Source organism: Prolixibacter sp. SD074 (assembly GCF_009617895.1).
GTDB lineage: Bacteria > Bacteroidota > Bacteroidia > Bacteroidales > Prolixibacteraceae > Prolixibacter.
Window position 1 is genome coordinate 1,903,946 of sequence record NZ_BLAW01000001.1, and the last position, 13,043, is coordinate 1,916,988.

The following is a 13,043-nucleotide window of genomic DNA, read 5'->3' on the forward strand; positions in this document are numbered from 1 at the left end:
TGGTACGATTGGGAGTCTTGCAACACTTTCATAAGTGCATTGATTACATAAATTTCAATTCCACTTTGGTACGATTGGGAGCATCCTTAAATCCATCGTTTCGATCTTTTATAATCATATTTCAATTCCACTTTGGTACGATTGGGAGCTTTTGTACTGTAAAGTTCATCAGTAGTATATTCATTTCAATTCCACTTTGGTACGATTGGGAGAAAACTGACCTGGTGATGTTTAAAGAGCTTTTTCAAATTTCAATTCCACTTTGGTACGATTGGGAGTAAATAATGGTAATTTAAATGCTAATCTTAATGCATTTCAATTCCACTTTGGTACGATTGGGAGACACCTAAAGGCCACTCAAGACTTACCAATTTATTTATTTCAATTCCACTTTGGTACGATTGGGAGCCATTCTTTACCAACTGATGTGTTCATTTCCCTTATTTCAATTCCACTTTGGTACGATTGGGAGTAATTTATGAGGGGCGAAATTTCCACATTGTGAGCGTATTTCAATTCCACTTTGGTACGATTGGGAGTTATTGAAATTGACTACTCAGAGCCTGTGAGCTTATTTCAATTCCACTTTGGTACGATTGGGAGAAAAGAGGGGTTATTCGAAGCGTTCAGGGTAGCTGAATTTCAATTCCACTTTGGTACGATTGGGAGACGTTTTACATCACCTTTAACCCATAATTTTCCGTATTTCAATTCCACTTTGGTACGATTGGGAGGGTATTTAAATCTGACGTTGGGACAGAGAGTAACGTATTTCAATTCCACTTTGGTACGATTGGGAGTCATCCCCTTATCGCGCTGTTCTTTCGACATATTTATTTCAATTCCACTTTGGTACGATTGGGAGCATACTCCTTTAATCCTTCCTCACCTTGTTTAGCGAATTTCAATTCCACTTTGGTACGATTGGGAGCAAGAAGGAAATACCATTTATGATTCTTAACCCGGATTTCAATTCCACTTTGGTACGATTGGGAGATCCGGCCCTTTCCGCAATCCGCCGTTTCCCATCCATATTTCAATTCCACTTTGGTACGATTGGGAGTCAGAAATGAATTGCAATTCGCATCCCTTTCCCCATTTCAATTCCACTTTGGTACGATTGGGAGTTCACATCAATAAGCGAATCCCTTAACTCTAGCGCATTTCAATTCCACTTTGGTACGATTGGGAGCCGAACGCCTGACATGTCAGCATGTTGGCTAACGCATTTCAATTCCACTTTGGTACGATTGGGAGGGGGTAAAATCGAAGTGGGAAATATTGCAAATACTTTTATTTCAATTCCACTTTGGTACGATTGGGAGTGTGTAAATGGGTCGGAGCTATCCTGTTCAACATTATTTCAATTCCACTTTGGTACGATTGGGAGTGCATGTCCGCTATTGCGTCCTGCTTAGGTCCGTTATTTCAATTCCACTTTGGTACGATTGGGAGCCAACGAAAAGTAAAACATAAAAGAATAAAAAACGAATTTCAATTCCACTTTGGTACGATTGGGAGCCCATTTTTTGTCAAAATGGAAGATAGTCATCTATATTTCAATTCCACTTTGGTACGATTGGGAGCATCCCTTTACGTTCATGTCAAAATAACGGCAGTCATTTCAATTCCACTTTGGTACGATTGGGAGTATTATCAATTGTCGAAAATGATGTTCCATTTACGCTATTTCAATTCCACTTTGGTACGATTGGGAGATTTCAAACGTTTATATACGCGTTACGGATTGTTTATATTTCAATTCCACTTTGGTACGATTGGGAGAGGCCTGCCATTTTATCAGTGCCACGGGCTTTGCTTTATTTCAATTCCACTTTGGTACGATTGGGAGTGACAATCTGCACATTTGGCTCGCATTCCGTCGCACATTTCAATTCCACTTTGGTACGATTGGGAGGTTTATTGACGACTTGATAGCATGGATGCTTAGTGCATTTCAATTCCACTTTGGTACGATTGGGAGATCGGCTCAATATTAATTTTTAATAATTAAAATTATTGAATTAGGCTCTTTGTAAATACAATAGAAATGTCTACTTTAGGGGGAAATATTATAAAAATGGAGAACAAATTCAGAAGCCTTACTATTTTTGAGTTTCAGGAACGTTTCCCTGACGAAGATTCTTGTTATCAATATTTGACTGAACTAAAATGGGGGACTGGCTTTGTTTGCCCCAATTGTGGACACACCAATTATTGTAACGGAAAGCGCCTATTCGACAGACAGTGTACCAGTTGCCACCGAATCTCCTCCCCAACGAGCGGGACATTGTTTCACCAGTTAAAGTTCTCGGTATTAAAGGCCTTTTACATTGTTTATTATGTAAGTACGAGTAAAAAAGGGATCAGCAGTACGGAACTAAGCAGAAAGCTTGGGTTAAGACAAAAGACCTGCTGGAAGTTCAAAGGCAAGGTAATGAAAGCCATGGAAAGCAGTGGCAACCATAAAATCGATGGCAAGGCCGAAGTTGATGAAACAGTTGTCGGCGGCCAGGAAGAAGGGGTTGTGGGGAGAAAAAACGGCAAAAAGAAGTTGGTTGTATTTGCCATTGAGAGAAACGGCAAAGGAGTTAGCCGTATGTACGGAAAGGTCATCAAGCAGAGCAGTTCGAAGGAACTTGGTGGGTTTATGAAAATGACCATTGAGACAAGTGCACAAATAAAGACAGATAAATGGCGAGGATATTCCCCTTTGGTAAAAGACTTCAGTAATCTTGTGCAGGTTGATTCAGGGAAAAAGGGCGGCAACTTCCCTGACTTGCACAGGTGTATTATGGGCTTCAAAGGCTGGCTCCGGGGCATGCACCACCAAGTCGAAAATTTGCAAGCCTATATTGATGAATACTGCTACCGGTTTAACCGAAGTAATATGAAGGAAAGAATCTTCGATAGCCTTTTAACCAGAATGGTTAATGCAGAGCCCTTCCCTTATAAACAAAGTATTATTTAAATGCCTAATTCAATAAAATTAATTTCAATTCCACTTTGGTACGATTGGGAGCTACCACAAAATCGGCACTTTCAATGTCCGACTTATTTCAATTCCACTTTGGTACGATTGGGAGTAACTATCAACGGCATCAAGCTCGAAAAATCAAATGTATTTCAATTCCACTTTGGTACGATTGGGAGTCGGAGTAGTCTTTCCAGACGCGCTCAGTTCTGGATTTCAATTCCACTTTGGTACGATTGGGAGAATGGCTAAGATTAGCGCTAAATTACCGCTAACTGCATTTCAATTCCACTTTGGTACGATTGGGAGTTTATGAGGGGCGAAATTTCCACATTGTGAGTGTATTTCAATTCCACTTTGGTACGATTGGGAGCGGGTATGTCGATTGGAGAGATGCTAAGGCGCACAATTTCAATTCCACTTTGGTACGATTGGGAGTTTCTTTGGATTGGGTAATTTTTGCTTTTTTAGTTATTTCAATTCCACTTTGGTACGATTGGGAGTTTATTATTTTAAAATTCTTTTCCTTAATTCTGTATTTCAATTCCACTTTGGTACGATTGGGAGTTTACTCTTTATTTGTCTGTTATAATGGTCGTTAGCTATTTCAATTCCACTTTGGTACGATTGGGAGTAGATAAGGGGGCAGGTTGTGGGAACCTAACCCCCATTTCAATTCCACTTTGGTACGATTGGGAGCGAAATGTAAAATCCATTTATGATGAGGATTTTTTATTTCAATTCCACTTTGGTACGATTGGGAGTTGTTGACGGTGATACATTTAACCTTTCAAATTATTAATTTCAATTCCACTTTGGTACGATTGGGAGACCCGCCGCAACGGACACGCCGCAAATTATAATATATTTCAATTCCACTTTGGTACGATTGGGAGCCCGCTGCCGATGTTGAGTAACCCCATGTTTCGAAATTTCAATTCCACTTTGGTACGATTGGGAGAGAATAGATGAATTTGGTGGATATACTATTTCTGTATTTCAATTCCACTTTGGTACGATTGGGAGAGTAAACGCAAAAGAGACAAACACTACTTCGTATATTTCAATTCCACTTTGGTACGATTGGGAGCATTTGTAAATTATAATGTATGAAAGTAAATTCTGAATTTCAATTCCACTTTGGTACGATTGGGAGATAAAGGCATCAAATGAGTCCAGTCACTATGCAGTATTTCAATTCCACTTTGGTACGATTGGGAGAGATGCTAAGGCGCACACGACTTCGGCAAAATGTATTTCAATTCCACTTTGGTACGATTGGGAGAATGTCTTGGGTGTAAATGGAAACTCTTTAATATAATTTCAATTCCACTTTGGTACGATTGGGAGTTGCAATAAACGGCGGCGGTGCTTTTGATTACTAATTTCAATTCCACTTTGGTACGATTGGGAGTTATATAGTTAAACCAGAGCCGGAAGCATTTAGTATATTTCAATTCCACTTTGGTACGATTGGGAGAGGAAAAGTTTACGCTATATGGGCTGAGGATTCTTATTTCAATTCCACTTTGGTACGATTGGGAGCCTGTCTGGGACGTTGTTCACAAGCCACATATCACGTATTTCAATTCCACTTTGGTACGATTGGGAGTTTCAATTTATCAGACTTCAAAGCATTTACTGCCATTTCAATTCCACTTTGGTACGATTGGGAGCGGGAAGATGGATTGAGCTTCCTTGGGATTTTCCAATTTCAATTCCACTTTGGTACGATTGGGAGCCTTTGATGTCCATCTCATGTTTGAGCCATCCGGTATTTCAATTCCACTTTGGTACGATTGGGAGAATGGCGAAGGTTAGCGCTAAATTACCGTTAACTGCATTTCAATTCCACTTTGGTACGATTGGGAGCAACATTCATGTTATTTGCTGCCCAGTTAACTGTATTTCAATTCCACTTTGGTACGATTGGGAGTCCGCTCTCGACTTGCGCTTGTAAATCTGCAATCGTATTTCAATTCCACTTTGGTACGATTGGGAGGCGTCCCAAGGCTTGCCCAAAGGGTTTTTATAAAAATATTTCAATTCCACTTTGGTACGATTGGGAGGCAAACAAGCGGGTTACAAAAGGCCTTCGATGCTCATTTCAATTCCACTTTGGTACGATTGGGAGTTGATTACATGGCAGCGTTTCAGTTCCTCAACGTAATTTCAATTCCACTTTGGTACGATTGGGAGGCTGCAAAATGGTATAAAATACCGATAGTACTATGATTTCAATTCCACTTTGGTACGATTGGGAGCGATTACATGGCAGCGTTTCAGTTTGTCAACTTAATTTCAATTCCACTTTGGTACGATTGGGAGTATATTCAGGATTTGAATATTTTTGAATGCTATGAATTTCAATTCCACTTTGGTACGATTGGGAGCAAAAAGACTTTAGTTATTAAAATCATATTTCCTTTATTTCAATTCCACTTTGGTACGATTGGGAGCAGGGCATTCGAGTTGATATGGACTATTTGAATCGGAATTTCAATTCCACTTTGGTACGATTGGGAGATCTCGTTGGGTCGAAACCTTCAAAGTTAGTACTGTATTTCAATTCCACTTTGGTACGATTGGGAGGAACTTCCAGATAAAACTTACTCCCACATTCCTCTATTTCAATTCCACTTTGGTACGATTGGGAGCAGCTGCTGTTAAAATATCAGTCGCTTTTTTTGCATTTCAATTCCACTTTGGTACGATTGGGAGGGGAGTTTTAGTACGTTTCATCCTTTAACTTATTTAATTTCAATTCCACTTTGGTACGATTGGGAGCTCTATTTGGGAATACCGATTAGCATTGTTTCAACTATTTCAATTCCACTTTGGTACGATTGGGAGACCGAATTCCACATAGTTTGCCAGAAACTTACCTGGATTTCAATTCCACTTTGGTACGATTGGGAGTTATAAGAATTCAAAAGACCTAAAACAATTCTTTATTTCAATTCCACTTTGGTACGATTGGGAGTAATGGCATGGAGTAACGAAATACAAGGATTTGAATTTCAATTCCACTTTGGTACGATTGGGAGTATTACCGTTAACTCTTATACCTCCGATATTGTTATTTCAATTCCACTTTGGTACGATTGGGAGCACTGCGATGAAAAATAAAACGGAGGATAAGCCAATTTCAATTCCACTTTGGTACGATTGGGAGTTACCCATGTCAGGCGTGACACTGTTGTAATTCAATTTCAATTCCACTTTGGTACGATTGGGAGTTTGCGATTCCTGGTAGTCACCATGAGAATTAAGTCATTTCAATTCCACTTTGGTACGATTGGGAGTCAGCTATTTGCTCGAAAACTTCAGCATTATGGTATTTCAATTCCACTTTGGTACGATTGGGAGGAAGCTGGGCTGCTTTCTGCCGGGTGTTTGGGCAATTTCAATTCCACTTTGGTACGATTGGGAGTTAAATTCGGCAGCGAGTCCGGCATTTGTATAAATATTTCAATTCCACTTTGGTACGATTGGGAGATTCAATAGTGCGCTGCCGCATTTCGTTTTCGGAATTTCAATTCCACTTTGGTACGATTGGGAGTGTGTAATAAAGCCGCGAACCTTCCAATATATCTGAATTTCAATTCCACTTTGGTACGATTGGGAGATGTTTCCACTTCCCGATCCTTCGGCGCAAAGTTATTTCAATTCCACTTTGGTACGATTGGGAGTTACTTGGAATTGACCAGTAATATTGATACCATTATTTCAATTCCACTTTGGTACGATTGGGAGTACCGTCAGACCGGACCCATATTTCAGTCCAACTGTATTTCAATTCCACTTTGGTACGATTGGGAGAAAATGGAAGGTCATCTTTCTCTGTATCGGAAGGTCATTTCAATTCCACTTTGGTACGATTGGGAGATATGCCCGGCCAGTATATGATATGGCTTTAAGTATTTCAATTCCACTTTGGTACGATTGGGAGATGATACCATGTAGGCCTTTCCGCTTGACTGACGCATTTCAATTCCACTTTGGTACGATTGGGAGTCTTCCCGGACTTCAACCCGTACCTTCTCGATCTCCATTTCAATTCCACTTTGGTACGATTGGGAGGTTCAGCGAACGTTTGATAAACTGGTGAAATGGTTATTTCAATTCCACTTTGGTACGATTGGGAGGCGTTCGACAACTCGTAAAAAGATGCCTGTTTTCAGGCAATTCTGCAATTCAAATATAGGTAATATCTCGATTCCAGGTTGTCGACCACCAATAACAAATTTTTCCCAGGGTTTCGACAACCATCACTAATACTCACATTTTCAATACGTCAATGAACATCGAAGCCGACGGTTAGGCTTCGCTGCAGCTCCCCTGCCGGCATGCTTTCGGTCACCGACGACGGGAAAACCACCTAAACCAATCAAAGCCAATTCATAAGAAATTATCCACCGGCGAACGTTCTTCGCCAATAACCTCCTTCTCAAGCCAACGTTCACTACGCGATCGGAAGATAATCAAACTATCGGTTTCTTCCATCAGCCCCGAGGCCCTGATTTTCAATTCTTCGAGCTTCACTTCGGTAATTTCACCTTCGAACACCGAATTCTGAATCCAGCAAAGATAACGACGACAAAGCTTCAGCATCTTGCCTACCCGCTTCTCGCCCATGTCGTATACAAGAATTACATACATATGATTAATGAGTGAATGAGTGAATGAGTGAATGAGTGAATGGATGGAGGTCGTTTCATTTTTGGCTTAGTGTTTTGCGGGTGTAGCCATAACTGAAGTAATCTCATTAGCATGTGGAATGCTTTAAGGCGCTTTGAAAATGAGCAGGTGTAGCCATAACTGAAGTAATCTCATTAGCCTCCTTCAACAATCGGTGAGCCTCATCGGTGCCCATTTGATTTGACTCAATCAGAAGCTCAAGCCAGAATCCACTTTCGTCGCCCTCCTCTACTACAATCGATATTTTACTGTAAAACTCAGCCTGTGAACGTGCCCTGCAGGATGCCCGGTAATTAGCTCCAACCGAGGTTCCCGAACGCAACAACTGATCTCCTATCCGGTAACCAACATTATTTTTAGGAAGCTGCGAACAAAAAGCAATAATATCCAAAGCAAACCGCTTTGTCCTCGCCTTCATCTTCTGTATAAAAAGTTCCTTCTCAGTCATAACAATATATTTTTCATTCATTCCTCCATTCACTCATTCACTCATTCAATCATTCAATCATTGCTTATCACCACCACATCTTAAATGGCCGATAATCTTCGATGCCCAGAATATGTTTCTGCAACTTGTAGCATTCGAGTTTTACCAAATGTTTGTAGCTAACCGATCGGTTCAGCGTCCGGTGTTTAATGGTTTCCTGCAAACGCTCTTCAAATGCTTTCACAAAAATCTTCTTCCCGTTAGGTTTTAGCACGACCCGGTTAACGGCATCTTCAAAATGACGGGCTTGCAGCTCTTTTTTATTCAACAGTTTAAAAATAACGCGGTCGACGAGCAATGGTTTGAAGATCTCAGCCAGGTCAAGCGAAAGCGAAAACCGACGCTCACCAGGCTGGTGCAGAAAGCTTACAGTCGGGTTAAGTTGGGTTTGATGAATAGCCCTCAATGCCTGACTATAGCACATCATATTACCAAACGATATTAACGCATTCACTTCATTTTGCGGTGGACGGTAGGTTCGTCCACTCATACTAAAGTCGTTAATGATTAACTCGAAGGCTTCGTAATAAATTTTCCGGATGTTCCCTTCCACTCCCATCAGCTCGTCGATGGCAGTGGTTTGCGGAATACGGGAGGCATACCCTTCCATGATGTCGATAATGGGCACCAAGTCTTTGCCCCGGCTGTTGTAATAGCGCAGGTTCTTCAACATGTTATGCGCTGCGCCTGTCAGTATTTGCTGGGCTATCACCTGCCGCTTTAGTTTGTTTTGCTGCACCTTAACCTGCGCAATCAGCATTTTCCCCGACAGGAGACTGTCGCGCGGCATAAACGAACCGGTGTAATTTTCGTAGTAATCGAAAAAATGGACGGGAATTTGCTGCTGCCCCAGGAAATTATACAACGCTGCATTGGCATCAAGGTTGCCAAAACAGTACAACTCCTCTACGTTTTCCACGGGAAGAAAACGGGGCTTTTGTTCGTTTCCGTCCTCATCGCATGGTGTAAACTTCAACGTGTTATCACGGCGTTGCAGCCGGCCGGGGTTGAATAGGTAGTAGGTGCGTTTCATAGCATTTGATTTGTTGATGTGCTAATTTGTTGATGTGCTAATTTGTTGATGTGCTAATTTGTTGATGTGCTAATTTGTTGATGTGCTAATTTGTTGATGTGCTAATTTGTTGATGTGCTAATTTGCTGATGTGCTAATGGGCCGAATGCTTTTGGGCGGTACTTATTATTTTGCTTAATAGTTTTTGTATCGATATTAGTTGCGCAATAAGCTCTTCCGATGAAGGATAATGTTGACTTTTGTTGCATAGTGTTAACCAATATTCAGTTTCGCAAGCTTCTTTGGCTGCAATTTTTAGTTTATGAATAAAATCAGCTCTGCTTTCCGATGATTGCGCTTCATGAATATTTGCACCAATTGATGTTCCGGAGCGCAATAGCTGCCTGCCAATAACATATTTCTTTCGCTGTTCCAATTCTTCACTGAATTCTATTACAGCCAAAGCAAAATCCACACTTTTTTCCACTATTACATTCTTACTTCCCATTTTATTTCTGCATTTGTCAAATCATCCCATTACCACATCAGCAAATTAGCACATCAGCACATCAGCAAATCAACACATCAACACATCAGCAAATCAGCAAATTCCCTCATTCTCTAATTGCCTCCTCCCCGCTGTAGCAGAAATCGTAATAACTGCAATTTTTACATCTGGGTTTGTTTAATAACGGCGGACATTTTTTCTGATGAATTAATTGCTCTATTCTGTCGAGTAACTCGCAGAGAAAAACCCGATCAGGTTCACTTAAAAGCACTTCTTCTGTCTTATGTTCTTTTGGATATTCCAGAATACCTGTCACCCCTTCAACTCCAGCTTGCTCAAGTAAGTAGATGTAATATTTCACCTGCCATTTGTGTGACACAAAAAGCTGGCTCGACTTTTTAATTTCATGAATTACTTTATCCTTATGATCAAAATAATCGATTTTGACTGGCCCTATTTCTACTTCCTTGTAACGATCAGTTCGCTGTGTATACGAGGTTTCGTGAATTAATTTGCCTTCATAAACCGTATCGCTGCTCTGCTCCATGTTGATGCTGTTGGCAAATAACCACAACTGTCGATGACAATTAAAATAATAATGAATATGGGTTCCTGTAACTTGCATAGCTAAAGAATTATTGCAGGTTCTCCTGTTTCTGAAAGGCCAAATTCATAATTATAAATACTATCTTCATCCCAATGGCTAAGGTAGTACATGCCCATACGCTCTTCGCCATGGACATTTTCCATTAATTGTTTCATGCTCTTTGAATAAGTCATTAATGAAATAGTAAATTGACTCATAATGCCCTGAAGTTTTTTCAATTCTGTTTTGACGGCAATAAAGTCATCGTCCTTTTGTTGAATAAGTTGTTCATAAAGAGCAAAAACGGCTTCTCCTGAAATGGTTTCATCATCTGTATTTACAATTCCGTATTGTACTAAAAACTGCACTTCTTGCCTGGTAATATTTCGCTCCGTCTGATTGGTTCCGGGCACATAAACGGGAAGAGGCATTGGAATAAAAACCGATGTGCTTTGTTGATTTATTATCTGAAAGTTCTGGTCCACTTCGGGAAAGTCAAGCATTCTCAAATTATTCTGAAAATCAGAAAAACCAGTTTGATAAACCCGATCGTTTTGTCTATCTATTTTTTCCATTACCCGATCATACATCAAATCAAAATCTTTCGACTGCAATATTTCCCGTTCCAAGCCCGACAATTCATTTTGCATGAGTTGAAATCGTTTATCTCCTTCATAAAGGACCTTGGCATCGTCGCAATTGAACAGATATAATTTGCTGGCAGTTTTATTTACATTTCGATTAATACGACCAGCTAATTGCTCATCACTATCAACCAGCGATTGATCTTTAAAGCCTAAATCCATATCCATATCGACACCGGCTTCAATAACCTGGGTGGTAATTAACAGCACCTTCTTATTTCTGTTGGTTTTGTCTTTCAGATAATGAATAATTTCTTTTCTCCGTGGTTCCAAGATGGTTCCCGACAAAACAAATAACTCATCAAAGAATCCATCCGCCGCATCTGCAATCTTAGTATAAAAATCTGTTGCAGTTTGTTTGTAAATAAACTCGATAATTGTGAAGACACTACTGGGATACTTACTGTTAGTCTCGGCATATTCTATCGACTTTTCAACAACTACGTTAGCAAGCCTTCGCAAATAATTCTCTTTTTCTTCCTTTTCGGGTGCGGGCCAATCCAATAAAGAGAAATCGAACGAAACCCGGTTGCAAAAATTTGGATTTTGGAAAAATTGCTTCCGATGGTTGGTCAGGTAGCAAATGTCGGTGGCTACATTCGACAGTTTATCCAGCTTGGGTAATGTGGCCGACATTAGAATAAAACGAATGTTGAAATACCGGGCATAATTTTGAATAAAATAAATAAGCTTATCCCAAATTTGGGGGGGATAGGATTGTAACTCATCCACCACAACCACCGAATTAGCCAAACGATGCAACAGATAATTGGCTTCTTTGCTGTTGGTCTTCAAAATATCGAAAAAACGGACATGGGACATTAAGGCCACTGGATAATTCAAAAACAGGTAATCAATATGGTTTTTCTTTTCCTTTCCGTACTGATCGTCTTTTTCTTTAAAACCTACTTTGGAGTGTAATTGAATAATTTCATCTTCTTCCAAACCCATGGTTTCCTTTAGCGACTGATAGGTTTGTGTAATCAAGGTAGTGAATGGAAACACGTAAAACACATTGCTAATTTCAGCGTCGCCAGACAAAAGTTCAGCCACCGCTAACATCGAAAGATTGGTTTTGCCACCACCTGTTGGTGCCTCAATGTAGAAAACATTCTGATCCTTATTTTTACGAATATTCTGAATCACCTCAACCGATAATTCCTGTCTCAGCCGGTTTAAGTTTCCGTTGTTTGCGTCAGTGGGATAAGTAAACTCAAATTCATCCAAATTATCAAATACGGCCTTGTTGTAGGATTTCGTTGATTGTACATTTCGAATGATGCGTTGCCGTAGCTCATCGTTAATCTGCCCAAAATCATTCAGAGATGCTTCCCAGTTGTTCATATAATGGGTTGTAGCCAGATAATCGGAAGCCGTCAGTAATGAATAATGTAGCTTTAAAAGGGCGAAGAGGGGAAAAGGATTCAACTCCTCCCGTTGTTTTAAAAACTTATCTACTTTCTTAACAATCCATGAAACATGTTGTGTCGCGTCTCCCTGCGAAATAGTAGACCAATATTTTGAGGGGTCAATATTCTCTAACTTATTTAATATTTCCAGAACCTGAGACAAATTAACTTTTTCGCTTCCCACCGAAAAATCGAGTCGTTTACGAATGAATTCAAAGGAGGCAGTTAAATACGGACTATGGTGTTTAGCTATTGGATGACAGAAAAGAAAAAAAAACACAACAGCTGTCAGCCGCTCACTATTTGACAATTCGTTGCTTTCAATAAGCTCAGGTAATTTTGTATTAAGCAGCATCAGCACTCCTGGAAAGGAATGATCACTTCCAAATTCATAATTTGAACCTTTAATTGTATCATTATGCATCTTCCTTCGCTGAAAGTTTGGATTTATCTTTCCAAAATCATGGTAGTAAATCGCTTGAAAAAACAGGTCATCTATAGTTGTCTTTAATTTTCCAGAGCTGTTTTCGCTAAGTGAAGAATCAATCAACGCTCTTATAACCCTATTAAGTCCAAACTTCTCACAAACCTTTCGCGCATAACTTATTACTAAGTCGGAATGCTCCGGAAGTGTTTCGGCACTTTTACTTTCATTCTGTTTTGGCAGATGAGCCAAATACTTGTTTGGATGGGTCAAGATGGTTTGGTACGTATTCATCGAT

General features: G+C 40.0%; 7 protein-coding genes and 2 CRISPR repeat arrays (1 of these 9 cut by a window edge). Of the genes, 1 reads left to right on the plus strand and 6 read right to left on the minus strand.

The genetic code is table 11. The features are described 5' to 3' along the window. Positions 1-1,984: a CRISPR direct-repeat array (repeat unit 30 nt; unit sequence ATTTCAATTCCACTTTGGTACGATTGGGAG); it begins 12,517 nt to the left of the window's first position. 66 nt (positions 1,985-2,050) lie between these two features. Next, on the plus strand, positions 2,051-2,971 hold the full coding sequence (locus GJU82_RS08350) for an IS1595 family transposase (protein WP_153630358.1): 921 nt from the start codon (positions 2,051-2,053) through the stop codon (positions 2,969-2,971). Between the two features lie 21 nt (positions 2,972-2,992). Then, positions 2,993-7,122: direct repeats of the CRISPR family, unit length 30 nt; unit sequence ATTTCAATTCCACTTTGGTACGATTGGGAG. A 253-nt stretch (positions 7,123-7,375) separates the two neighbouring features. Here GJU82_RS08350 and cas2 read toward each other — a convergent pair. From cas2 to cas3, 6 genes are all read right to left on the minus strand, one after another. After that, positions 7,376-7,636: a CRISPR-associated endonuclease Cas2 gene (cas2, locus tag GJU82_RS08355; RefSeq protein ID WP_153631726.1), complete on the minus strand. Its 261-nt coding sequence runs from the start codon at positions 7,634-7,636 to the stop codon at positions 7,376-7,378. A gap of 106 nt (positions 7,637-7,742) precedes the next feature. Next, entirely contained in the window at positions 7,743-8,123 is a 381-nt protein-coding gene (locus GJU82_RS08360) for a four helix bundle protein (RefSeq protein WP_153631727.1), read from the minus strand. A 67-nt stretch (positions 8,124-8,190) separates the two neighbouring features. Beyond that, on the minus strand, positions 8,191-9,195 hold the full coding sequence (gene cas1b / locus GJU82_RS08365; protein ID WP_153631728.1) for a type I-B CRISPR-associated endonuclease Cas1b: 1,005 nt from the start codon (positions 9,193-9,195) through the stop codon (positions 8,191-8,193). Between the two features lie 133 nt (positions 9,196-9,328). Then, on the minus strand, positions 9,329-9,682 hold the full coding sequence (locus GJU82_RS08370; RefSeq protein WP_153631729.1) for a four helix bundle protein: 354 nt from the start codon (positions 9,680-9,682) through the stop codon (positions 9,329-9,331). Between the two features lie 106 nt (positions 9,683-9,788). Continuing rightward, positions 9,789-10,307 carry a CRISPR-associated protein Cas4 gene (gene cas4 / locus GJU82_RS08375; protein WP_153631730.1) on the minus strand — a complete coding sequence of 173 codons (519 nt, stop codon included), beginning with the start codon at positions 10,305-10,307 and terminating at the stop codon, positions 9,789-9,791. A gap of 2 nt (positions 10,308-10,309) precedes the next feature. Next, a complete protein-coding gene (cas3, locus tag GJU82_RS08380) occupies positions 10,310-13,039 on the minus strand; it encodes a CRISPR-associated helicase Cas3' (protein ID WP_153631731.1) in 2,730 nt (909 codons plus the stop codon). Between the last annotated feature and the right edge of the window lie 4 nt (positions 13,040-13,043).